Annotated in this window: 25 protein-coding genes; 18 read left to right on the top strand and 7 right to left on the bottom strand. The window is 66.9% G+C overall.

Annotation, left to right across the window (positions count from 1 at the left end):
- Positions 1-170: 170 nt before the first annotated feature.
- From raiA to FB548_RS04860, 13 genes are all read left to right on the top strand, one after another.
- The gene (gene raiA / locus FB548_RS04920; protein ID WP_142123600.1) at positions 171-491 is read left to right on the top strand and encodes a ribosome-associated translation inhibitor RaiA; all 321 of its coding nucleotides are present in this window, start codon (positions 171-173) and stop codon (positions 489-491) included.
- A 235-nt stretch (positions 492-726) separates the two neighbouring features.
- Positions 727-1,677 (top strand): HPr(Ser) kinase/phosphatase, encoded by a 951-nt coding sequence (gene hprK / locus FB548_RS04915; RefSeq protein WP_142123599.1) that lies wholly within the window; start codon positions 727-729, stop codon positions 1,675-1,677.
- Complete coding sequence (gene rapZ, locus FB548_RS04910; protein ID WP_142123598.1) at positions 1,674-2,597, top strand: RNase adapter RapZ; 924 nt, start codon at positions 1,674-1,676, stop codon at positions 2,595-2,597. Before hprK ends, rapZ begins: the two co-directional genes overlap by 4 nt.
- Before the next feature lie 171 nt (positions 2,598-2,768).
- Entirely contained in the window at positions 2,769-3,161 is a 393-nt protein-coding gene (locus FB548_RS04905) for a PTS fructose IIA subunit family protein (protein WP_142123597.1), read from the top strand.
- A complete protein-coding gene (locus FB548_RS04900; protein ID WP_142123596.1) occupies positions 3,154-3,423 on the top strand; it encodes an HPr family phosphocarrier protein in 270 nt (89 codons plus the stop codon). Before FB548_RS04905 ends, FB548_RS04900 begins: the two co-directional genes overlap by 8 nt.
- Positions 3,423-5,144, top strand: a complete 1,722-nt coding sequence (ptsP, locus tag FB548_RS04895; RefSeq protein WP_142123595.1) for a phosphoenolpyruvate--protein phosphotransferase — start codon at positions 3,423-3,425, stop codon at positions 5,142-5,144. The genes FB548_RS04900 and ptsP overlap by 1 nt, the downstream gene beginning before the upstream one ends.
- A 202-nt stretch (positions 5,145-5,346) precedes the next feature.
- Positions 5,347-6,708, top strand: a complete 1,362-nt coding sequence (gene mgtE, locus FB548_RS04890; RefSeq protein WP_142123594.1) for a magnesium transporter — start codon at positions 5,347-5,349, stop codon at positions 6,706-6,708.
- Between the two features lie 48 nt (positions 6,709-6,756).
- A complete protein-coding gene (locus tag FB548_RS04885; protein WP_142123593.1) occupies positions 6,757-7,035 on the top strand; it encodes a hypothetical protein in 279 nt (92 codons plus the stop codon).
- Positions 7,032-7,406, top strand: coding sequence for a DUF1294 domain-containing protein (locus tag FB548_RS04880; protein WP_221625912.1), 375 nt, complete (start codon positions 7,032-7,034; stop codon positions 7,404-7,406). The genes FB548_RS04885 and FB548_RS04880 overlap by 4 nt, the downstream gene beginning before the upstream one ends.
- Positions 7,407-7,580: 174 nt before the next feature.
- The gene (locus FB548_RS04875; protein ID WP_142123592.1) at positions 7,581-8,432 is read left to right on the top strand and encodes a DNA ligase; all 852 of its coding nucleotides are present in this window, start codon (positions 7,581-7,583) and stop codon (positions 8,430-8,432) included.
- 108 nt (positions 8,433-8,540) lie between these two features.
- Positions 8,541-9,344: a prolyl oligopeptidase family serine peptidase gene (locus FB548_RS04870; RefSeq protein WP_255470396.1), complete on the top strand. Its 804-nt coding sequence runs from the start codon at positions 8,541-8,543 to the stop codon at positions 9,342-9,344.
- Between the two features lie 3 nt (positions 9,345-9,347).
- Positions 9,348-9,626, top strand: coding sequence for a hypothetical protein (locus FB548_RS04865; protein ID WP_142123591.1), 279 nt, complete (start codon positions 9,348-9,350; stop codon positions 9,624-9,626).
- A 148-nt stretch (positions 9,627-9,774) separates the two neighbouring features.
- Positions 9,775-11,334 (top strand): GGDEF domain-containing protein, encoded by a 1,560-nt coding sequence (locus tag FB548_RS04860; protein WP_142123590.1) that lies wholly within the window; start codon positions 9,775-9,777, stop codon positions 11,332-11,334.
- Positions 11,335-11,422: 88 nt separating this feature from the next.
- Here the strand turns inward: FB548_RS04860 and FB548_RS04855 are convergent, their stop codons facing one another.
- From FB548_RS04855 to FB548_RS04845, 3 genes are all read right to left on the bottom strand, one after another.
- Positions 11,423-12,367 (bottom strand): aspartate carbamoyltransferase catalytic subunit, encoded by a 945-nt coding sequence (locus FB548_RS04855; protein ID WP_142123589.1) that lies wholly within the window; start codon positions 12,365-12,367, stop codon positions 11,423-11,425.
- A 20-nt stretch (positions 12,368-12,387) separates the two neighbouring features.
- Positions 12,388-12,837 carry a Holliday junction resolvase RuvX gene (ruvX, locus tag FB548_RS04850; protein ID WP_142123588.1) on the bottom strand — a complete coding sequence of 150 codons (450 nt, stop codon included), beginning with the start codon at positions 12,835-12,837 and terminating at the stop codon, positions 12,388-12,390.
- 82 nt (positions 12,838-12,919) lie between these two features.
- Positions 12,920-13,486, bottom strand: a complete 567-nt coding sequence (locus tag FB548_RS04845) for a YqgE/AlgH family protein (protein WP_142123587.1) — start codon at positions 13,484-13,486, stop codon at positions 12,920-12,922.
- A gap of 87 nt (positions 13,487-13,573) precedes the next feature.
- On the opposite strand from FB548_RS04845, the gene FB548_RS04840 reads away from it, so the two are divergent.
- Both FB548_RS04840 and FB548_RS04835 read left to right on the top strand, forming a co-directional pair.
- Positions 13,574-14,119: a DNA-3-methyladenine glycosylase I gene (locus FB548_RS04840; RefSeq protein ID WP_142123586.1), complete on the top strand. Its 546-nt coding sequence runs from the start codon at positions 13,574-13,576 to the stop codon at positions 14,117-14,119.
- An 81-nt stretch (positions 14,120-14,200) separates the two neighbouring features.
- Complete coding sequence (locus FB548_RS04835; protein ID WP_142123585.1) at positions 14,201-15,715, top strand: acetyl-CoA hydrolase/transferase family protein; 1,515 nt, start codon at positions 14,201-14,203, stop codon at positions 15,713-15,715.
- Positions 15,716-15,769: 54 nt separating this feature from the next.
- On the opposite strand, the gene FB548_RS18960 is transcribed toward FB548_RS04835, so the two are convergent.
- The 3 genes from FB548_RS18960 to FB548_RS04825 all read right to left on the bottom strand — a co-directional run bounded on the left by FB548_RS18960 (position 15,770) and on the right by FB548_RS04825 (position 18,325).
- Positions 15,770-15,901, bottom strand: coding sequence for a hypothetical protein (locus FB548_RS18960; RefSeq protein WP_255470308.1), 132 nt, complete (start codon positions 15,899-15,901; stop codon positions 15,770-15,772).
- Positions 15,902-16,014: 113 nt separating this feature from the next.
- Positions 16,015-17,145: a PilT/PilU family type 4a pilus ATPase gene (locus FB548_RS04830; protein ID WP_142123584.1), complete on the bottom strand. Its 1,131-nt coding sequence runs from the start codon at positions 17,143-17,145 to the stop codon at positions 16,015-16,017.
- Positions 17,146-17,287: 142 nt separating this feature from the next.
- The gene (locus tag FB548_RS04825; RefSeq protein ID WP_142123583.1) at positions 17,288-18,325 is read right to left on the bottom strand and encodes a type IV pilus twitching motility protein PilT; all 1,038 of its coding nucleotides are present in this window, start codon (positions 18,323-18,325) and stop codon (positions 17,288-17,290) included.
- Between the two features lie 93 nt (positions 18,326-18,418).
- Here FB548_RS04825 and FB548_RS04820 point away from each other — a divergent pair, with 93 nt between their 5' ends.
- From FB548_RS04820 to FB548_RS04810, 3 genes are read left to right on the top strand one after another with little or no spacing between them, the layout of a single operon-like run.
- Complete coding sequence (locus tag FB548_RS04820; protein WP_142124110.1) at positions 18,419-19,102, top strand: YggS family pyridoxal phosphate-dependent enzyme; 684 nt, start codon at positions 18,419-18,421, stop codon at positions 19,100-19,102.
- Positions 19,103-19,142: 40 nt separating this feature from the next.
- Positions 19,143-19,988, top strand: a complete 846-nt coding sequence (gene proC / locus FB548_RS04815; protein ID WP_142123582.1) for a pyrroline-5-carboxylate reductase — start codon at positions 19,143-19,145, stop codon at positions 19,986-19,988.
- Between the two features lie 58 nt (positions 19,989-20,046).
- The gene (locus FB548_RS04810) at positions 20,047-20,499 is read left to right on the top strand and encodes a DUF4426 domain-containing protein (protein ID WP_142123581.1); all 453 of its coding nucleotides are present in this window, start codon (positions 20,047-20,049) and stop codon (positions 20,497-20,499) included.
- A gap of 159 nt (positions 20,500-20,658) precedes the next feature.
- On the opposite strand, the gene FB548_RS04805 is transcribed toward FB548_RS04810, so the two are convergent.
- A complete protein-coding gene (locus tag FB548_RS04805; protein WP_142123580.1) occupies positions 20,659-21,453 on the bottom strand; it encodes a cobalamin-binding protein in 795 nt (264 codons plus the stop codon).
- Positions 21,454-21,456 lie beyond the last annotated feature (3 nt).

Raw genomic sequence — 21,456 nt, 5'->3', positions numbered from 1 at the left:
GCCAGAGGTTGATAGTTGCCGCCGACGGGTCCATCTTTGATCCTGGAAGCACCGCTTCCCATCACAACTGCCAGAGGAGGATTGCCGGAACCCAGACCCTGTCCGCGTTGTCATTCCATGACACGCCATCCGCGCCCCGCGCGCGGTTCTACCGACCCGAAGGAGGCAACATGCGTATCGAGACTTACGGCCATGAAATCGAAGTCACTCCCGCCTTGCGCGAATACGTCGAAACCAAACTGAAGCGGCTCGAACGCCACTTCGAGCAACCCTTCGAGGTCCGTACGCAGCTGGGAACCCGCAAGCCCGATTACCTGGCCGAGGCCACGATCATCGTGGCGGGTCGCACCCTGCACGCCGACGCCGGTGCGCAGACCATGTACGCCGCCATCGACATCCTGGCCGACAAGCTCGACCGCCTGCTGGTCAAGCACAAGGAAAAGCGCAATGACGTCCATCGCACGGCGGCGCGCGGCGAGCTGATCGGCTGACGCCGGCCGCACGTGATGCCACGCAAGGTCGCTCCGCCCTGCGGAGCGGCCTTCACTGATCGCGGCGCGCACTACACGCACGTAGCGCGCCGCCAAGCGCCCACGCGGTCGCGAACCTGCGGATGGGCCATTACACTGGCAGACGCCGCCTCCCGGCATGCGAACGTGACGACGGTGTCGATGCGCGCGTTGCTGCCCGGGCCCGGCACCCCCTCCTGCCGGCCGCATCCGCATGATGAATACCAGCATCACCGCCCGTGAACTGTTCGATCAGCAGAAGGACAAGCTGGCCCTGCGCTGGCTGGCCGGCCAGAAAGGCGAGAAGCGGATACTCGAATCCGGCGATACCGTGTCGCGGCGCCCCTCGCTCGCCGGTTATCTCAACGCGGTGTATCCCAACAAGGTGCAGATCCTGGGCACCGAGGAACTAACCTGGCTGGATTCGCTGGATTCCCGCCAACGCTGGGAGACCATCGAGAAGATCGTGCAGGCCAAGCCGCTGGCGCTGGTGATCAGCAAGAACCAGTCCTGCCCCGAGGACCTGCGGGAGGCGGCAAACGAGAACGACACGCCGCTGTGGCTCTCCCCCAAGCGCGGCCATGAACTGCTCAATCATCTGTCCTACCATCTGGCACGCACGCTGGCGCCGCGCGTCACGCTGCATGGCGTGTTCATGGAGATCTATTCCATCGGCGTGCTCATTACCGGCGAAGCAGGATCCGGCAAGAGCGAGCTCGCCCTGGAACTGCTGAGCCGCGGCCACCGGCTGGTGGCCGACGACGCACCCGAGTTCACCCAGATCGCACCGGACGTGCTGGACGGCACCTGCCCCGAGCTGCTGCAAGACCTGCTGGAAGTGCGCGGCCTGGGCGTGCTCAACGTCCGCGAGATGTTCGGCGACACCGCCGTGAAGAAGAACAAGTACCTGCGCCTGATCGTGCACCTCACGCGGCCGATGACCGAGCCCAACCCGCATGGCTACGAGCGCCTGACCGGCGATTCCGGCACCCGCCACGTGCTGGACCTGGACGTGCCGCTGATCACCCTGCCGGTGATGCCCGGCCGCAACCTGGCCGTGCTCACCGAAGCGGCGACGCGCCTGCACATCCTGCGCACCAAGGGCATCGACCCTGCCGCAATGTTCATCGCGCGCCACAGCAACCTGCTGGAGCGCAGCACGCCATGACGCAGGCCGGCAACAACCCCGTGGACGCGCACGAAGAGAACGGCACCACACCGCCACTTCCACCGACCGTGGTGATCGTCAGCGGCCTGTCCGGCTCGGGCAAGTCGGTGGCGCTGAAGACCTTCGAGGACCTCGACTACTACTGCATCGACAATCTGCCGGTGGACCTGTTGCCATCTTTCGTCCGCAGCCTGATGCGCGAGGACGAACTGCCGCCCAGAATCGCCATCGGCATCGATGTGCGCAGCCGCCAGAGCGACCTGTCCAAACTGGCCCAGTGGCGCGCCGCACTGGCGCAGTTGGGGCTGGAAGGCAGACTGATCTTCTTCGATGCCGATGACGAGGTGCTGCTGCGGCGTTACTCGGACACCCGCCGCCGCCATCCGCTGGGCCACGGTGGACTGTCCCTGCAGGAAGCCATCCACCAGGAGCGCGCGATCATCCAGCCCCTGCGGGACGAGGCCGACGTCGTCATCGACACCAGCCAACTCAACGTCCACCAGCTGCGCCGCCGGATCATCGCCGAGTTCGCCTTCAACAAGGGCACGCAGCTCTCGCTGCTGTTCGAGTCCTTCGCCTACAAGCGGGGCGTGCCCGCCGACGCCGACTTCGTGTTCGACGCGCGGGTGCTGCCCAATCCGCACTGGAATCCCGAACTGCGCCCGTATGCCGGCCGGGATCCCAAGGTGCGGGCGTTCCTCGACGCCCAACCGGAGGTCGCGGAGTACGTCGGCCAAGTCAGCGGTTTCCTGGATACCTGGCTGCCCCGCCTGCGCGGCGAGACCCGCAGCTACGTGACCATCGCCTTCGGTTGCACCGGCGGCAAGCACCGTTCGGTCTACCTGGCCGAAACCATGGCGCGGCATGCGCGCGAGCAGGGCTGGGAAGAGGTCGCCACCTTCCACCGCGAACTGGATTGATCCCCGGTTTCGTGGAGCCGAGTTTGCCCGGCTGACACCTTCCGGCGCTTCGTACAGCAAAGCAGCGGAGCAAGCCCCGCTCTACGAGGTCAAGGAGCGGACACCCCGGAACCCTTACCGTTCCATCCGCACCGCTTCCAGCCCGTCATGCCCGTCTGTTAACGTTCCGGCATGGCCTGTGGCATTCTTCTTGTAACTCATCCTGGCGTGGGCGCGGCGATCCTGGCGGTCGCCACCGCGCTGCTGCGGCAACTTCCCTTGAAGGCGGAGGCCTTCGAGGTGGCGTTCGACGCCGACCTGGACGCGCTGCTTCCGCAGGCATCCGCGGCGCTGCGGCGCGTGGACAGCGGCGATGGCGTGCTGGTGCTCACCGATCTGTACGGTGCCAGCCCCAGCAACCTGGCCGGCAAGCTCGCGCGCCTGGGCACGCCCGTGCGCCGCGTCTCGGCGCTCAGCCTGCCCATGTTGTTGCGCGTGATGAATTATTCGGAACAGGGACTGGACGAACTGCCGGCCACCGCTGCGGCCGGCGCACGCAATGGAGTCATTCACGACGATGCTTGAACGCGAACTCACAATATCCAACCGCCTCGGGCTGCACGCGCGTGCCACCGCCAAGCTGGTACAGACGCTGTCCGGCTTCCGCTGCAACGCCACGCTGGCGGCCAAGGGCCGCGAAGTGAACGCCAAGAGCATCATGGGCGTCATGCTGCTGGCCGCCGGCCAGGGCACGCCGGTCATCGTCCGCATCGAGGGTGAGGACGAGGCCACCGCCATGCAGGAAGTGGTTTCGCTGTTCGAACGACGGTTCGACGAGGACGCCTGATGCGGGCGCTGCTGCCGGGCCATGGAGCGTCGCGCGGCAGCGCGCTGGGACGCGCCCGGGTCCGGCTGCCGCATGTCCTGGATGTCGCCGAGCAGCACATCCGCCCGGACCAGGTCGATGACGAACTGGCCCGCCTGCACGACGCCGTCGACGCCACCCGCCGCGAGATGCACAGCCTGCGCGCGCGCCTGCATGGCGCGCTGGCGAAGGAGGTGGGCGAGTTCCTCGACCTGCATGCCCTGCTGCTGGACGACCCCGAACTGCTGCATGGCCTGGACGAACTGATCCGCACCGGCCGCTATTCGGCGGACTACGCGCTGCGCCTGCAACGCGACCGCCTGGCCGCCGTCTTCGACGGCATGGACGACGCCTACCTCAAGAGCCGCATGGACGACCTCGATCATGTGATCGGGCGCATCCACGCACACCTGCACCAGCGCGCGGACGATACCCCCGGCGCGGCAGGCGAGATCCTGGTCAGCGACAACGTGGCGCCGTCGGAGCTGGCGGAACTGCAGCAGCAAGGTGTCGTCGCCGTCATCACCGCCGCCGGCAGCACGCTGTCGCACAGCGCCATCCTCGCGCGCAGCCTGCACCTGCCGCTGGTGGTCAACAACGCGCAGGCCCTGCAGAAAATCAACGATGGCGACGTGCTGTTGGTGGACGGCAGCACGGGCGAGGTCGTGGTCAATCCCGATCCGGAGGACCTGCGTCGCTACCGTGAGCGCCTGCGTGATGCGGCACGTGAGGCGCGCGAACTCGGCCGGCTGCGTTCCAAGCCCAGCCGCACGCGCGACGGCGTCGACATCGCCTTGTGGGCCAACGCCGAGTCACTGGAAGATGTGGCGAATGCCCATGCACTGGGTGCATCCGGCGTGGGCCTGTACCGCACCGAATTCCTGTTCCTGCAGCGCCGCGAGTTGCCCGGCGAGGACGAACAGTTCCAGGTCTACCGCGACCTCGTGCTTGGCATGAATGGCCGCCCCGTCACCATCCGCACGCTCGACCTGGGGGCGGACAAGGCCGACCGCACCGGGCTCGTCGTCGGCGACGAAGAAAATCCGGCGCTCGGCTTGCGCGGCGTGCGCCTGTCGCTGGCGCATGCCGGCGTCTTCGACACACAACTGCGCGCCATCCTGCGCGCATCGGGCTACGGGCCGGTGCGCATCCTCGTGCCGATGGTCAGCAGCCGCGAAGAGATGATGGAAGTGCGCCGCCGCGTGCGTCGCTTGACTCTGCAACTACGCAAGCAGGGGCACGAGATCGCCGGGCAGGTCGAGCTCGGCGCGATGATTGAAGTGCCCGCGGCCGCGATCGCGTTCCATGGCTTCGTGGACGTGGTGGATTTCGTCTCGATCGGCACCAACGACCTGGTGCAGTACCTGCTGGCGGCCGACCGCAACAACGAGGCCTTGGGCGAACTCTATTCCCCCCTGCATCCCGGCGTGCTGCGCCTGCTCCGCCATGTCATCAGCATCGGCGCGGAGCACAAGGTGCCGGTGGCGATGTGCGGCGAGATCGCCGGCGACCCCGCGCTCACCCCGATGTTGCTGGCACTGGGCCTGAGGGAGTTCAGCCTGCACCCGGCCACGCTGCTGGAACTGCGCAAGGCGATCCGAGACAGCGACCTGTCGGACCTGCAGGCACGCGCGGCCAAACTGCTGCAGGCGCGCGATCGCGCCGGCATCGAGCGCTGGCTCAAAGCCGCCACTGCGGCCTGAGGTACCTGTTGTGGGAGCGACGTAAGTCGCGATGGGGCATTCCCGGTGGTCCATCGCGACTTACGTCGCTCCCACATCTGGCCCCACTTCTCCTCCTTCTCCAGGGTGTCCATAAATCGCAGCCCGGGCGATAATGGCGGAATGAACGCTTGATGCCCCGGTCGCATCCGCCTGACGGATCGGCCCCATTCCGGAGTACCGAATGGTCGAGACCATCCGCCACGACAAGACCGCACGCCAGTTGCGCCTGCTCTCCGACGCGCTCGACAGCGGTCGGCTGGGGCCCGTGCGCCGGCTGGTCAACACCTTGTCGCCCGCGGAGATCGGCAACCTGCTGGAATCGCTGCCGCCCGGCAAGCGCGAAGTCGTCTGGGGCCTGGTCGATCCCGAGGACGACGGCGAAGTGCTGGTGCACGTCGGCGATGAAGTGCGCGAAAGCCTGCTGGCGGACATGGACACCGACGAGATCGTCGCCGCGGTCGAGGACCTCGACATCGACGACCTCGCCGACCTGGTCGAGGACCTGCCTGACACCGTCATCGACGAAGTGCTCAAGTCGATGGACCGCGAGAACCGCGAGCGCCTGGAGCAGGTGCTGTCGTACCCGGAAGACACCGCCGGCCGCCTGATGAACCCGGACGTGGTCACCGTGCGCGCCGACGTCAACGTCGACGTAGTGCTGCGCTACCTGCGCCTGCGCGGCGAACTGCCCGACCACACCGACCACCTGTACGTGGTCAGCCGCCGTCACCAGTACCTGGGCCGCGTGCCGCTGGCCGCGCTGGTCACGCACGAGGACACCACGCCCATCAACCGGCTGATCGACGACGAGCAGCCGGCCATCGACGTGGGCGAGAGCGCGCAGGAAGTCGCGCGCCAGTTCTCCGACCACGACTGGGTGTCCGCGCCCGTGGTGGACGACAACAACATCCTGCTCGGCCGCATCACCATCGACGACGTGGTGGACATCATCCGCGAGCAGGCCGAGCACCAGGCGCTGGGCGCCGCCGGCCTGGACGAGGACGAGGACCTGTTCTCGCCGGTCAAGCGCGCCGTGCGCGGCCGCGTGGTGTGGCTGGGCATCAACCTGTTCACTGCGTTCATGGCGGCCAGCGTGATCGGCCAGTTCGAGGTGACATTGGAGAAGATCGTCGCGCTCGCCGTACTGATGCCGATCGTGGCGGGCATCGGTGGCAATGCGGCGGTGCAGGTGCTGACACTGATGGTACGCGGCCTGGCGCTGGGCCAGGTGGGTTCCAGCAATGCGCGGATCCTCTTGTGGAAGGAAATCCGCGTCGCCCTCATCAACGGGCTGCTGATAGGCAGCATCGTCGGCGTGATCGCCTTCGTGTGGTTCCGCAGTCCGCTGCTGTCGCTGGTCATCGCACTGGCACTGATCATCAATTTCTGCGCCGCCGCCACCGCTGGCGTGCTGCTGCCGCTGCTGCTCAAGCGCATGAACATCGACCCCGCCGTCGCCGGCACCGTAGTCGTCACCGCGGTGACCGACGTGATGGGCTTCTTCTGCTTCCTGGGTCTGGCGACGCTGATCCTGCTGCACTGACCGCTGCACTTCACCTCTGTCCACCGCGATTCAAGGAAGGCTTCGCCCATGCAACTGAACCTGCACCTGATCCTGATCTGCAGCGCCATCTTCCTGCTGCTCACCGGCTGGGTCTGGCTGCTTCGCAACGCATTCCGTACTCATGTGTTGTGGGGCTTCGCCGGACTTTTCATGCCACCCACCCTGATCCTGTTCGGATTGCTCCATCTGCGGGGAAGCAGGACCGCCCTGCTGACCTATGTGGCCGGGATGATCGTGTTGGGGGTCGGATTGGCGCGACCAATCACGGTCTACCTCCCGACTGAGCCCTACTCACTTTCGTCTTGAAACACGGGCGCGCGCGCAATTTCGCATCTCCAGTGGCGGGCGCAGCGGCGATGATCGCCTATGGGTTGTTCCTCTCCTGGGCCTTCCGCACTGACCGACTCCCGCTGCAAGCGGTGTTCGTGCCGCTGGTCCTGTCGGCGATCACCTTCGTCGCCTACGCCCTCGACAAGCATGCAGCGCAGACCGGCCGCTGGCGCACCCCCGAATCCACCCTGCACCTGCTCGAACTCGCCGGCGGCTGGCCCGGTGCATGGATCGCGCAACAGACGCTGCGGCACAAATCGCGCAAGCCCGGCTACCGCGTAGCGTTCTGGACGATGGCGGTCCTGCATGGCATCGCGCTGGTCGCCTGGTGCTGGACGAGGTCGTGAATCCAGCGCCGCACGCTTCCTCCTTTCCTCGGCATGACCACGCTGATCCTGCTGATCCTGCCGGTCTGAGCGATCACCTCACGGGGCACTTTCCTACACACCACCGCGATGTGCGCTGATCCCGACGATCAACCCTGCGCGCGACGCTGGCCTTGCTCCCCTCGGCCTGCCGCCATGCGCCTGCTCCTCACTGCCCTGCTGTACCTGCTGGTCTGGCCCGCCCTTTCGGCCCCGCCTCCCGAGCCGATGCTGGCGACCCCCTATCGCGAAGGGGTGCCGGTCAGCGCCTTCCTTGTCAGCGAGAAACTGGACGGCGTGCGCGCCCGCTGGGACGGTCGGATGCTGTGGACGCGCGGTGGCATGCGGGTCGCGGCGCCCGCCGTTTTCACGCTCGGCTGGCCGGCCGAGCCTATGGATGGCGAGCTGTGGATTGCGCGCGGCCGCTTCGACGACGTCAGCGCCGTAGTCCGGCGCATCGAGGCCGATCCGCAGGCGTGGCAACACGTGCGCTTCATGGTGTTCGACCTGCCGGCGCACCGGGGGTCGTTCGCCGACCGGGTCGTGCGCATGCACTCCCTGGTCGCGGCTGCCGGCAGCGCGAGCCTGGCGATGATCCCGCAGCGTCGCTTCAACGCTGCCGCCGATCTGGATGCGGAACTGGCCCGTGTGGTCGCCGCCGGGGGCGAGGGGCTGATGCTGCATCGACGCAACGCCCTCTACCGTTCCGGGCGCAGCGAGGACCTGCTCAAGTACAAACCCCACCAGGACGCAGAGGCGCAGGTGGTCGCGCACCTACCCGGCAAGGGCAAGTACGAGGGCATGATGGGGGCGTTGCAGGTACGCACGCCGGAGGGACGCAGCTTCCGGATCGGCACCGGCTTCACCGACGCGCAGCGTGCCGCGCCTCCGCCGCTGGGCGCGTGGCTGACCTACCGCTACACCGGCCTCACCTCGACCGGGTTGCCGCGTTTCGCCCGCTTCGTCCGCCTGCGTGACGACATGCCTCCGCCTGATCCGAAACGCTGACGCGGCCGGGCCAACACTTGCTTGCCGTGTGGACTTCGAAGCCGGCTCGGCTCCGCGCCGTGCCCATCGGGTTATGCTGCCGATCGTTATCCTTTGACCGCCACCGCCATGCGCTTTCTCGCCACCGCCTGCCTGGGCTTGTTGCTCATCCTGATGACCGCCTGCACCACGACGCCCCCGATGAACCCGACCGGCGAATTCGTCTCGCGCGAGGTCTTACTCGAAGGAAAGACCCACCGCTACCAGGTGTTCGTGCCCGCGGCGCGCTTCCGCAGTGGCAAGCCGCCGGTGGTGCTGTTCCTCAATGGCTCAGGCGAACGAGGCAGCGATGGCGTGAAGCAGACGATGGCGGGGCTGGGGCCGTACCTGCGCGAGCACGCCGATACGTTCCCGGCACTGGTGGTGTTCCCGCAGGCACCGGATGGCACGGAGTGGACCGAGGTCGCCGGCCCCATCGCCTTCGCCACGCTGGATGCCGCACTGCGCGAATTCGATGGCGATCCGGACCGCGTTTCGCTGACCGGCATGTCGATGGGCGGCTATGGCACATGGGAACTGGCGCTGCAGCAGCCGACTCGCTTCGCTGCGCTGGTGCCGGTGTGCGGCGGCATCACCGTGGACTGGGGGCGGGACCGTTCAAGCATGAACGTGCACAGCGTCGCGGGTGCCGCCGATCCCTTCGCCGCCGCCGCGCAACGCCTGAAGGACGTGCCGGTGTGGATCTTCCACGGCGGCAAGGACGACGTGGTGCCGCCGTCCCAGTCGCGCCGCATGGACGTCGCGCTGAAAGCGGCCGGAGCACGCGACGCGCGCTACACCGAATTCCCGGACGCCAACCACAACAGCTGGGATGCCACCTACGCTTACGCCCCGATGTGGGAATGGCTGTTCGAACAACGTCGCGGACGTTGAGCCGTGGCCGAACTCGTCACCGATTACTTCAGCGCCGGCTGGCGTGAGCGCGAGCTGCCTTGCCCCTGCAACTGGCAGGGCGACAGCCGTGCGATGGCCATGGAACTGCACGACGCGGTCACCGACTACGCCTGCCCGCAGTGCGGCAACCTGCTGATGATCGTCTCCCACCCGACCCTGGACCAGGTGCGTGCCGCGGCGGCGATGGGCCACGGCGAGGCCATGGCCCAACTGACCATCATCGAGGAAGCCCGGGTCCGCTACCCCCCGGATGCCGGCTGATGCCGCACTGGCGCCTCCTGCGTCACGCTTCGCACCGCCCCGCCTCCTGCGGATACCACCGGCCCTCAACCGCAGCCCATTACAGCCGATAACCCGGCATCCCCTGGTGGCCGACGGGCATCCGCCCATGGCCGTGCGAGCGACTTGAATGGCTGACGTGGCCGACGAAAACTCCGGTATTGCGGGCGGCTTCCGCCGGCTGTGGCCACGCCGCCGCGAGGCAGCCACACCGACGTCGCGTGAACTTGCCACCACCCCGCCGGCCCGTCCGGGGGCCGCCATCAGCAGCGCGCAGTTGCAGGCGCTGTTCGCCCATGCGGAAGAGCCCGGCGCCCTGCTGTCCGCGTTCGCCGACGGCGTCGCCGGTCTGCCGGGCGAACTGCACGGCATGGGCGAGCGCCTGCAATCCGCGCATGCCGACGCTGACTGGCCGCGCTACGGGCGCGCCATGCGGCAACTGATCGACAAGTACATCCGCACGATCCAGGACGAGCCGCTGTCCGGCGAAGCCGAACAGCTTCGCGACCTGCTGCACCACCTGTTGGTGGGCGGCATGGAACACCTGCTGCGTGACGACACCACACTGCTGCCGCAGGCGCACGCCCTGGCCGACCGCGTGCGCCAATGGCAGCCCGCCCAGCCGCTGGCCGAGCTCGGCAACGACATGAAGGAACTCTGCCTCCAGGTCGGCCTGCGCACGCACGAAGTGAACGATGCGCAGGAGCTGATGCGCAGCTTGTTCGACCTGCTGCTGGAGAACGTCGGCGAACTGATCGAGGACGGCAGCTGGCTGCAGGACCAGATCGGCGCGGTACGCCAGTTGCTCTCCGGCCCGCTGGACCGCACCGCGCTGGAACAGACCCGGGCCGGTCTGCGCGAAGTCATCTACAAGCAGGGCCTGCTGAAACAGGGACTGGCCGATTCCAAAGCCTCGATGAAGGACATGATGGTGACCTTCGTCGAGCGGCTGGACGGCATGGCCAGCAGCACCGGCGAGTACCACGACCGCATCAGCTTCCACGCGCAGGCCATCCGCGACAGCCGCAGCATCGCCGAGCTGGGCAAGCGAATGGAGGACATCCTGGAAGACACCGCACAGGTGCAGGCACAGGCCCTGCGCGCGCGCGACAGCCTGATGGAAGCGCGCCGCGAGGTGGAGGAAGCCGAGCGTAGGGTCATGAGCCTTGAACAGGAACTGCAATCGGTCTCCGAACTGGTGCGGGTCGACCAGCTGACCGACGCGCTGAACCGGCGCGGCTTCGACGAACTGTTCAAGCGCGAGTCGGTGCGCGCACTGCGCAGCGGCCAGACGCTGAGTCTGGCACTGCTGGATCTCGACGACTTCCGCCACATCAACGCCGCCCATGGCCACCTCGGTGGCGACGCGGCGCTGTGCCACGTCGTGGCTTTGGCGCGCGCCACCCTTCGCGCGAGTGATGCCGTGGCGCGCTTCGGCGGCGAAGAGTTCGTGCTGCTGTTGCCGGACACCAGCTTCCTGGAAGCGATGGGCACACTGGAACGCCTGCGCGACCGGCTGGCGCACAAGCCGCTGGTCTACGAAGGCCGCGGCATCGTGGCGACGTTCAGCGCCGGCGTCGCGCGCTGGCTGCCTGGCGAATCGCAGGACGAACTGCTCGCCCGCGCGGACCGCGCCATGTACCAGGCCAAGCAGGCAGGCAAGAACCGGGTGGTCGCGGCGACGGAGTAGGCCTTACTACCTGCAGGAGGCCCTTCAGGCCCGAGGCATTCCGGTCGACCCTGAAGGGCCTCCTGTAAAAAGGCGCGGAGGCGCCGCCTTACGCCAGCAGCATTTCCAGCACCGCCATGCGGATGGCGACGCCATTGCTGACCTGGCGCAGCACCAACGACTGCGGGCCGTCGGCGACCTCGTCGGTGATCTCCACGCCGCGGTTGATCGGGCCGGGATGCAGCACCACGGCATCCTTCGCTGCGCGCGCAAGACGCGTCGTGGTCAGGCCGTAACCACGATGGTAGTCCTCAAGCGAGGCCACCAACCCTTCTTCCATGCGTTCGCGTTGCAGGCGCAGCATCATCACCACGTCCACGCCTTCGAGCATGGCGTCGACATCCTGCCCCACCTCGCAGCCCGCCAAGGTGCCATCGTCGGGCAGCAGCGACTGCGGTCCGCACACGCGGATCTCGCCCGCCCCGAGCGTGCGCAACGCATGCAGGTCCGAGCGCGCCACGCGCGAATGCTTCACGTCGCCCACCATCAGCACCTTCAGGCGCGAGAAATCGGCACCTTTGGCCTGGCGGATCGTCAGTACATCCAGCAAGCCCTGGGTGGGGTGCGCGCTGCGGCCATCGCCCGCGTTGATCAACGCAGTGCCCTCGCCCGCCTCGCCGGCCAGCGCGGCAACCGCGCCATCGTCGGCGTGACGGACAATGAAGCCGCGCACCCCCATCGCCTCCAGATTGCGCAGGGTGTCGCGCGCGGTCTCGCCCTTGCGCGTGGACGAGGTGGATGCGTCGAAGTTCAGCACGTCCGCACCCAGTCGCTGCGCGGCGATGTGGAACGAACTGCGCGTGCGGGTGGACGGTTCGAAGAACAGCGTGCAGACCGTCGTGCCGTCCAGGACCTGCCGGCGCGGCGTGCGACCGAGCGCGGCATCGCGGATCTGGCCGGCACGGTCGATCAGGCGGCAGAGGGTCTCGCGGGGCAAGCCCTCGAGGGTCAGCAGGTGCCGCAGGCGTCCATCCGGATCAAGTTGGGAAGTCATGGAGTTTCGTCAGGGAAGAATCAGGTCAACTGGGTCGCATCCTGGGGAGCGGCCAGCCAGCGTTCGATGATCACGGCCGCTGCGACGGCATCCAGCGCCACCGCATCGCGACGGCGCTTGCGGCCTTCGGCGCGGTCCAGCGCGAAGCGTTGCGAGGCTTCGACGGAACTGGTGCGTTCGTCCACCAGCACCACCGGCAGGTTATAGCGCGCACGCAGTTCGCGGGCGAAGGCATGCGCGCGCTTGCGGATCGGCTGGTCGCCGCCGTCCAGCGTCATCGGATCGCCGACCACCAGGCCATCGGGCTTCCACTCCGCATGCAGTTTGTCGATCGCCGGCCAGTCCGGCCCGTGGCCATGCACGTCGATCACCGCCAGCGCACGCGCGCCGGTACCGAACGCGCTGCCGACCGCCACGCCGATGCGGCGGGCGCCCACGTCGAATCCCAGGACGGTGCCATCCAGCTTCATGCCATCTGCCTCCGTTCGATCACGCGTGCACCATCCTGCACTGGCCGCTGTGGAGACGACGTCTGCGGGCGCAGGTACGGGCTCATGCGTGGCCGCTGTAATCCGTCAGGCGCGTCATGTCTACGCCGATCCGCTGGCCTGCCGCCTGCCAACGCTGCTCCAGCGGCAGCGCGAACAGCAGCTCGACATCCGCAGGTGCCGTCAGCCAGCTGTTCTCGCCCAATTCGTATTCCAGCTGGCCCGCCCCCCAGCCGGCACAGCCGAGCGCCATGACGGCATTGGCCGGACCATCCCCCACCGCCATCGCTTCGAGGATGTCGCGCGAGGTGGTCAGGTACAGACCGTCCGCCACTTCCAGCGTGGACTCCCATGCGCGCGCATCGTCATGCAGCACGAAGCCGCGCTCCGGATGCACCGGCCCGCCCGCCAGCACGACCTGGTCGTCCAACTGTGGATCGTGCGAAGCGAGGTTCATCTGCCGCAGCACTTCACCCAGCGTGTACTCCGACGGGCGATTGACGACCACGCCCATGGCGCCTTCGTCATCGTGCTGGCAGATCAGCGTGACGCTGCGCGCGAAATTGGGATCGGCCAGCGCCGGCAGGGCGATCAGCAACTGGTTGGCCAAAGGTGTGGCGACATCGTGCATGGTCGCCATTCTAGCCCGGACGCGCGCGGGCGGTTCCTGTCCGCAAGACCGCCTAGAATCGGGAATCCCCGCTCGACCCCCTTCACCATGTCTGGATACTGCGACATCGCCCCCGGCCACCCGCTGCACGGCCCCTACCACGATCGCGAGTACGGCTTCCCGCAGCGCGACGAAGCGGTCCTGTTCGAGCGCCTGCTGCTGGAAATCAACCAGGCCGGCCTGAGCTGGGAGACGATGCTGAAGAAGCGCGAGGGCTTCCGCGCCGCCTACAGCGGCTTCGACGTGGATACGGTGGCCCTTTATGGCGAGGAGGACCGCGCCCGGCTGATGGCGGACGCCGGCATCATCCGCAACCGGCTGAAGGTCGAGGCCGCGATCCACAACGCACAGGTCATCCGGCGGCTGCGGACGACCCACGGCGGATTCGCCGCGTGGCTGGACGCCCACCATCCTTTGCCGAAAGCCGACTGGATCAAGCTGTTCAAGAAGACCTTCCGCTTCACCGGCGGCGAGATCACCAACGAGTTCCTGATGAGCCTGGGCTATCTGCCCGGTGCGCACCGCGAGGATTGCCCGGCCTTCCGCCGCGCTTCGAAGCAACGGCCGCCATGGATGATCGCGGCGGGACATTGATCCGGCGCAATCCGTGCGTGAGCCGACGCCCGTATCCTGTGGGGCGATAATTCCCATTTCGCCTCGTTGATGCCCATCCCGATGCATGAAGACCGTATCCGCCACGCCGGCCTGCGCGACCGCGTGATCAGCGCCGAACACGCCGCAAGCCTCATCCAGCCTGGAGAGACCGTCGCCATGAGCGGCTTCACCGGCTCCGGCTACCCCAAGGCCGTGCCGCTGGCACTGGCCTCGCGCATCGAACAGGCGCACGCCGCCGGCCTCCCCTTCCAGATCAAGCTGATGACTGGCGCTTCTACCGCGCCGGAACTGGATGGCGCGCTCGCCAAGGCCGATGCCATCGCCCTGCGCATGCCGTTCCAGAGCGATCCGGACGCACGCAAGCGCATCAACGACGGCACGCTGGACTACATCGACATCCACCTGAGCCACGTCGCCCAGCATGTGTGGTTCGGCTTCTACGGCCCCATCGATACGGCGGTGATCGAGGTGTCGTCGATCCGCGAGGACGGAACACTGGTGCCGTCCACCTCGGTCGGCAACAACAAGACCTGGCTGGACCTGGCGAAGAAGGTCATCGTGGAGGTCAACGACTGGCAGCCCGCCGACCTCGAAGGCATGCACGACATCTACTACGGCACGGCGCTGCCGCCGCACCGCAAACCGATTCCGCTGGAACACGTGCGCGACCGCATCGGCGACACCGCGCTGCACTGCGACCCGGCCAAGATCGTTGCGGTGGTGCGCACGAACGGCCCGGACCGCAACAGCCCGTTCACGCCCATCGACACCACCAGCGAGCGCATCGCCGGATACCTGATCGACTTCCTCAAGCACGAGGTCAAGCTCGGCCGCCTGCCGCCGAACCTGCTGCCGTTGCAGTCCGGCGTGGGCAACATCCCCAACGCGGTGCTGGCCGGCCTGGCGAAGAGCGGTTTCCGTGGCCTAACCGCGTTCACCGAGGTCATCCAGGACGGCATGCTCGACCTGTTGCGCGAAGGCGTGCTGGAGGTCGCCTCGTGCACCGGCTTCGCCCTCAGCCCGGAGGCGAACGAGGCGTTCAAGCGCGACATCGCCTTCTACCGCGAGCGCATCATCATGCGCACGCAGGAGATGTCCAACCATCCCGAACTCGTGCGACGCCTGGGTTGTATCGGCATGAACGGCATGATCGAGGCCGACCTCTACGGCAACGTCAATTCCACCCACGTGATGGGCAGCCGCATCCAAAACGGCATCGGTGGCTCGGGCGATTTCGCCCGCAACGGGTTCATGTCGGTGTTCCTCAGCCCGAGCACCGCCAAGGGCGGCAGCATCTCCGCGCTGGTGCCCATGGTCAGCCACGTGGACCACACCGAGCACGACGTCTCCGTCATCGTGACCGAACAGGGCCTTGCCGACCTGCGCGGCCTCACGCCCAAACAACGCGCCCGTCTGCTGATCGACAACTGCGCGCATCCCGACTACCGCGACGCTTTGCAGGATTACTTCGACCGCGCCCTGCACCACAGCTACGGCAAGCACACCCCGCATCTGCTGCCGGAAGCGCTGTCGTGGCACCAGCGGTGGCTGGATACGGGGAGCATGAAGGGCTGAAGCCCTCTGTAGGATGGGTATCGCCTTCGGCTCAACCCATCCTGCGTATTGCCTTCACCATTGCGCGCTCCGGTACTTGACCAGCTGCTCGACGACGGCCGAATCGATCCGCGAGGTCCAGGCGCCGTTCAACAGCATTCGGAACGACGGACTGCGTCGCGCCAGAACATCGACCTCTTCGATCATGACCGGATTCAGCCGTCGTGCAATGAGGTGCCAGAGGTCCTTCGAGGGCAAGCGATCGCCCACGAAAAAGGGGCGGTCGCTCGCCCCTTTCCCTATGACGCGTCGGGCGGAGGTCAGCGGACTTCCGCAATCTCCACGCCATCCAGCCCCTGCGCCAGCGTGCGGGCGTCGCCGCCCTGGGCCAGCTTGATGCGCAGGCGTACTTCGTTCTGCGAATCGGCGAAGCGCAGCGCGTCCTCGTAGCTGATTTCGCCGGCCTGGTACAACTCGAACAGGGCCTGGTCGAAGGTCTTCATGCCGAGGTTGGTGGATTCCTTCATCACTTCCTTCAGCTTGTGCACCTCGCCCTCGCGGATGTAGTCCTGCACCAGCGGCGTGCCGAGCAGGATCTCCATCGCCACGCGGCGCGCCTTGCCGTCGGGGGTGGGAATCAGCTGCTGCGCCACCACGCCCTTCAGGTTCAGCGACAGGTCCATCAGCAACTGGGTGCGACGGTCTTCCGGGAAGAAGTTGATGATGCGGTCCATCGCCTGGTTGGCGTTGTTGGCGTGCAGCGTGCACAGCACCAGGTGGCCGGTTTCGGCGAAGGCGATGGCGTGGTCCATGCCCTCGCGGGTGCGCACTTCGCCGATCATGATCACGTCCGGCGCCTGGCGCAGCGTGTTCTTCAGCGCCGCGTCCCAGCTGTCGGTGTCGATGCCCACTTCGCGCTGCGTGATGATGCAGCCCTCGTGCTTGTGCACGAACTCGATGGGGTCTTCGATGGTGATGATGTGGCCGGTGGAATTCTGGTTGCGGTAGCCGATCATCGCCGCCAGCGAGGTGGACTTACCCGTGCCCGTGGCGCCGACGAAGATGATGATGCCGCGCTTGGTCATGGCCAGCGTCTTGATGACAGGCGGCAGGTTCAGTTCTTCGATGGTCGGGATGCGCGTCTCGATCCGGCGCAGCACCATGCCCACCTGGTTGCGCTGGTAGAAGCAGCTGACACGGAAGCGGCCCACGCCGGCTACGCCGATGGCGAAGTTGCACTCGTGGGTCTTTTCGAACTCCTCGCGCTGCGACGGCGTCATCACGTTCAGCACCAGGTCGCGCGACTGCTGCGATGTCAGCGGCGTCTGCGTGATCGGCGAGATCTTGCCGTTCACCTTGATGGACGGCGGCATGCCGGACGTGATGAACAGGTCCGACGCCTTCTGGTGCGCCATCAGCTTGAGGAACGAGGTGAAATCGATGGTGCTCATGGGTGGCTCCTTTCGGAGCCGTGGTTCGTGAGACGTGAGACGTGATTCGCAAGAGCCATTGCCTTGACGATCCACTGTGCATCACCGCATCAGAACCCCGGCTATTGACGAATCACAAATCACGAATCACGAATTACTGGCCTTACTCGAACAGACGCTTTTCCTTGGCGTATTCCTTGGCCTGCTGCCGGGTGATGAGGCTGCGCTTCACCAGGTCCTGCAGATGCTGGTCCAGGGTCATCATTCCGTAGTTCTGGCCGGTCTGGATGGACGAGTACATCTGCGCCACTTTGTCCTCACGGATCAGGTTGCGGATGGCCGGCGTGCCCACCATGATTTCCCACGCTGCAGTACGGCCGCCGCCGATCTTCTTCAGCAGCGCCTGCGAAATGACCGCACGCAACGATTCGGACAGCATCGAACGCACCATCGGCTTCTCGCCGGCGGGAAACACGTCGATGACGCGGTCGATGGTCTTTGCCGCCGAGCTGGTGTGCAGGGTGGCGAAGACCAGGTGACCCGTTTCCGCGGCGGTCAGCGCCAGGCGGATGGTTTCCAGGTCGCGCAACTCGCCGACCAGGATGTAGTCGGGGTCTTCACGCAGGGCGGAACGCAGCGCCTCGTTGAAGCCATGCGTATCGCGGTGCACTTCGCGCTGGTTGATCAGGCACTTCTGCGAGGTGTGCACGAACTCGATGGGGTCCTCGACGCTGAGGATGTGCCCGTACTCGTTCTTGTTGATGTGGTCGATCATCGCCGCCAGCGTGGTCGACTTGCCCGAGCCGGTCGGGCCGGTGACCAGGATCAGGCCCTGCGGCTGCTGGATCAGCTCGCGGAACAGCGGCGGGCAGCCCAGGTCCTCCAGGGTCAGCACTTCCGACGGAATGGTACGGAAGACGGCGCCGGCGCCGCGGTTCTGGTTGAACGCGTTGACGCGGAAGCGCGCCAGCGACGGGATTTCGAACGAGAAGTCGACTTCCAGGAATTCCTCGAAGTCGCGCCGCTGCTTGTCCGACATGATGTCGTAGACCAGCGCGTGCACCTGCTTGTGGTCGAGTGCCGGGATGTTGATGCGGCGCACGTCGCCATCCACGCGGATCATCGGCGGCAAGCCGGCTGACAGGTGGAGGTCCGATGCCTTGTTCTTTACCGAGAACGCCAAGAGTTCGGCGATATCCATGACGCTGCTTCCCCAAGTTGCTGCGAACTGGAACGTTACTTCCCCGAAGGGCAGTATAGCGCCCTTGCCGTTCCCGCCAATGGTTGGATGAACATGCTCGCCGACGCTCTCAGCGAGACCCTGCAACGTCTTGAAAACGCAGCAGATGCCGCCCATCGGCCAGTCCCCGATCTGTTGGCCGTGTCCAAGCTGCACCCTGCCGCCGCCGTGGCCGCACTGGCCCGTGCCGGGCAGCGCGCCTTCGGCGAGAACTACGTGCAGGAGGCACAGGCGAAGATCGGCGAACTGGCCGGCATGGGGCTGGAATGGCATCTCATCGGCCACCTGCAATCCAACAAGGCGGAGATCGCCGCGCGCATCTTCGACTGGGTGCAAACGGTAGACCGTCACACATTGATCGGCGCCCTGTCACGCTATCGACCCACGGATCGCCCACCGCTGAACGTGCTCATCCAGGTGAACATCGACGACGAAGCGAGCAAGCACGGCTGCCGTCCCGACGACGTTATGGCCCTGGCCGATGCCATTGCCGCCGCGCCTGGCTTGAGACTGCGTGGACTGATGGCGATTCCCGCACCGCATCCGGACCCGACCGCACGCGCCGCTGCATTCAGCCGCATGAAGTCGCTGCAGGACGCGCTGGCATCGCGATACCCCGGCATCGATACCCTGTCGATGGGCATGAGCGACGACTTCGCACAGGCCATCGCGCATGGCGCCACGATGGTCCGCATCGGCACCGCACTGTTCGGCGCGCGACCGGCGCGAACCGCCTGATGCCGCGCCCCAACCCGCCACTTCCACGAGGCTCCACCCCATGACCCGCTCGAACACTTCCCCTCTGCTGACGCATCCGCTCGCCTTCGTCGGCGGCGGCAACATGGCGCGCAGCCTGATCGGCGGCCTGCTCAAGCGTGGCGCGGATCCCTCGCGCATCCGCGTGGCGGAACCCGCGGAACCCCTGCGTGCCGCGCTGGCGGCGGATTTCGGCGTGCAGGTCTTCGCCGAGGCGGCGGAGGCGGCATACGGCGCCGATACCTGGTTGTTCGCGGTGAAGCCGCAGGTGATGCGCGCGGTATGCGAAGGCCTCGCACCGCTGGCTCAGTCGCAGCGCCCGCTCGCCGTGTCCATCGCGGCCGGCATCACGACCACGCAGATGCAACGCTGGCTGGGCGGAGGCCTGCCGGTGGTCCGCAGCATGCCCAACACGCCTGCCCTGCTGGGTGCCGGTGTCACCGGGCTGCATGCCAGCAGCGAAGTCGATGCGGCGGGTCGGCAGCGCGCCGAGCTGCTGCTGTCCGCCGCAGGTCCGACCGTGTGGATCGAGACAGAGGCCACGATGGATGCGGTCACAGGCGTATCGGGCAGCGGACCCGCGTATGTCTTCCTGCTCGCCGAAGCGATGGAAGCGGCGGCGAAGGCGGAAGGCCTGTCCGACGAAGCGGCACGCACGCTGGTACTGCAGACCATGCTGGGCGCGGCGCGCATGCTGACCGAGAGCGGTGAAACACCGGCCGAACTGCGCCGTCGCGTCACCTCGCCCAATGGCACCACGCAGGCGGCCATCGAGACCTTCCAGGCAGGCGGCTTCGAGGCGCTGGTGGCCCAGGCCGTGCACGCCGCCACCGTGCGTGGCGGCGAGTTGTCTGCAGCGAACGACTGAGCCTGCATCCGCCTTCTTTCCGACGTCGTACGCTACCCAGGCCCACATCCCCATGCACATGAAACGATTCGCCGCCCCGCTCGCCCTGGTCCTGCTGTCCGCCTGCTCCGGCGGCGAGGCTCCGCGCACCGCGGAGTTCGTGCAAGCCACGCCGGCCGAGGCCGACTTCGGTTCCCTGCGCGTGCGCTACAACGCGCTGCCGACGCTGGCGTTGAGCGAGGCGGTCGCCAGGCAGTACGGCGTGCCACGCGACGACGGCACGGCGCTGGTGCTGGTCGCGCTGCGCACCGTGGACGGTGGGGAAGAGGTCGATGCGGAGGGCGACGTCAGCGTCACCGCGCACGACCTGTCCGGCGCGCGGCAGGCCATCACGCTACGCAAGGTCGACGCCGGCGGCTACGCGGACCATATAGGCACGGCGCGCATCTCGCCGCGCAATTCCTACCGTTTCGAAATCGTGGTGACGGCCGGCGGGCGAACCGAGACGGTGAAGTTCCAGCGGAATTTCTGACGGCCAGCTTGTCCCCATGCAGGAACGACGTAAGTCGCGACCGTACGCCATCCGTGACATCGACCCATGGCAAGCGTGAGGATCGCGAACGTCCCATTCTGCCTCGCGACGTCCAGTCCGCGGTCGCGACTTACGTCGCTCCTACCACGGACACCAGCCTCACGCCCACCGCGCCGCCCACGCCTGCACGATCGCCGCGATCGCCCGTACACCATCCGTCAGCGCCGCCGGCCCAGGCTGCAGGATAAGCGGCGACTTGATCTCGTGCAGCTCGCCGTCGCGCACGGCGGGAATGGCATCCCAACCCGGCCGTTGCGCGACCTTGTCGGGGCGGAACTTCTTGCCACACCACGAGCCGAGGATGATGTCCGGCGCGCGTCGTACGACCTCGCTTCCATCGGCGAGGATGCGGTGCTTCGCCAGCGACTCCTTGGCCAGTTCCGGAAACACGTCGTCACCGCCTGCGATGCCGATCAGTTCCGACACCCAGCGGATGCCGGTGATCTGCGGTTCGTCCCACTCCTCGAAGTAGACCGCCGGCCGGCGCGGCAGGCGCGCCGCCTGTGCACGCACGTCATCCAGCCCGCGCTGCAGCGCATCGGCGTACTCGTTGGCGCGCGCGGCGGCACCGACCAGTGCGCCGAGCCGCCGCACGTAGTCGACGATGCCGTCCACGCTGCGGTGATTGCTGATCCAGACCTCCACGCCCTGCCGCACGAGTTCGGCGGCGATATCAGCCTGGATGTCGGAGAAACCGATCGCGAGATCCGGCTGCAGCTTCAGGATCTCGCCGATCTTCGCGCTGGTGAACGCGCTGACCTTCGGCTTCTCCTTGCGCGCCTGCGGCGGCCGCACGGTGAACCCGCTGATGCCGACGATGCGATCCTGCTCGACCAGCGCATACAGTGTCTCGGTGGGCTCCTCGGTGAGGCAGACGATGCGTTGCGGGCCCATGGC

It is taken from the genome of Pseudoxanthomonas sp. 3HH-4, assembly GCF_006716465.1.
GTDB lineage: Bacteria > Pseudomonadota > Gammaproteobacteria > Xanthomonadales > Xanthomonadaceae > Pseudoxanthomonas_A.
The sequence above is the reverse complement of the archived record's forward strand: the minus strand, read 5'-3'. Positions and strand labels throughout refer to the sequence as shown.

Excerpts from the sequence above, each read along its gene's own strand:
- raiA (WP_142123600.1), top strand. The coding sequence starts at position 171 with ATGCGTATCGAGACTTACGGCCATGAAATCGAAGTCACTCCCGCCTTG.
- hprK (WP_142123599.1), top strand. The coding sequence starts at position 727 with ATGAATACCAGCATCACCGCCCGTGAACTGTTCGATCAGCAGAAGGAC.
- rapZ (WP_142123598.1), top strand. The coding sequence starts at position 1,674 with ATGACGCAGGCCGGCAACAACCCCGTGGACGCGCACGAAGAGAACGGC.
- FB548_RS04905 (WP_142123597.1), top strand. The coding sequence starts at position 2,769 with ATGGCCTGTGGCATTCTTCTTGTAACTCATCCTGGCGTGGGCGCGGCG.
- FB548_RS04900 (WP_142123596.1), top strand. The coding sequence starts at position 3,154 with ATGCTTGAACGCGAACTCACAATATCCAACCGCCTCGGGCTGCACGCG.
- ptsP (WP_142123595.1), top strand. The coding sequence starts at position 3,423 with ATGCGGGCGCTGCTGCCGGGCCATGGAGCGTCGCGCGGCAGCGCGCTG.
- mgtE (WP_142123594.1), top strand. The coding sequence starts at position 5,347 with ATGGTCGAGACCATCCGCCACGACAAGACCGCACGCCAGTTGCGCCTG.
- FB548_RS04885 (WP_142123593.1), top strand. The coding sequence starts at position 6,757 with ATGCAACTGAACCTGCACCTGATCCTGATCTGCAGCGCCATCTTCCTG.
- FB548_RS04875 (WP_142123592.1), top strand. The coding sequence starts at position 7,581 with ATGCGCCTGCTCCTCACTGCCCTGCTGTACCTGCTGGTCTGGCCCGCC.
- FB548_RS04870 (WP_255470396.1), top strand. The coding sequence starts at position 8,541 with ATGCGCTTTCTCGCCACCGCCTGCCTGGGCTTGTTGCTCATCCTGATG.
- FB548_RS04860 (WP_142123590.1), top strand. The coding sequence starts at position 9,775 with ATGGCTGACGTGGCCGACGAAAACTCCGGTATTGCGGGCGGCTTCCGC.
- FB548_RS04855 (WP_142123589.1), bottom strand. The coding sequence starts at position 12,367 with ATGACTTCCCAACTTGATCCGGATGGACGCCTGCGGCACCTGCTGACC.
- ruvX (WP_142123588.1), bottom strand. The coding sequence starts at position 12,837 with ATGAAGCTGGATGGCACCGTCCTGGGATTCGACGTGGGCGCCCGCCGC.
- FB548_RS04845 (WP_142123587.1), bottom strand. The coding sequence starts at position 13,486 with ATGCACGATGTCGCCACACCTTTGGCCAACCAGTTGCTGATCGCCCTG.
- FB548_RS04840 (WP_142123586.1), top strand. The coding sequence starts at position 13,574 with ATGTCTGGATACTGCGACATCGCCCCCGGCCACCCGCTGCACGGCCCC.
- FB548_RS04835 (WP_142123585.1), top strand. The coding sequence starts at position 14,201 with ATGCATGAAGACCGTATCCGCCACGCCGGCCTGCGCGACCGCGTGATC.
- FB548_RS18960 (WP_255470308.1), bottom strand. The coding sequence starts at position 15,901 with ATGATCGAAGAGGTCGATGTTCTGGCGCGACGCAGTCCGTCGTTCCGA.
- FB548_RS04830 (WP_142123584.1), bottom strand. The coding sequence starts at position 17,145 with ATGAGCACCATCGATTTCACCTCGTTCCTCAAGCTGATGGCGCACCAG.
- FB548_RS04825 (WP_142123583.1), bottom strand. The coding sequence starts at position 18,325 with ATGGATATCGCCGAACTCTTGGCGTTCTCGGTAAAGAACAAGGCATCG.
- FB548_RS04820 (WP_142124110.1), top strand. The coding sequence starts at position 18,419 with ATGCTCGCCGACGCTCTCAGCGAGACCCTGCAACGTCTTGAAAACGCA.
- proC (WP_142123582.1), top strand. The coding sequence starts at position 19,143 with ATGACCCGCTCGAACACTTCCCCTCTGCTGACGCATCCGCTCGCCTTC.
- FB548_RS04810 (WP_142123581.1), top strand. The coding sequence starts at position 20,047 with ATGAAACGATTCGCCGCCCCGCTCGCCCTGGTCCTGCTGTCCGCCTGC.
- FB548_RS04805 (WP_142123580.1), bottom strand. The coding sequence starts at position 21,453 with ATGGGCCCGCAACGCATCGTCTGCCTCACCGAGGAGCCCACCGAGACA.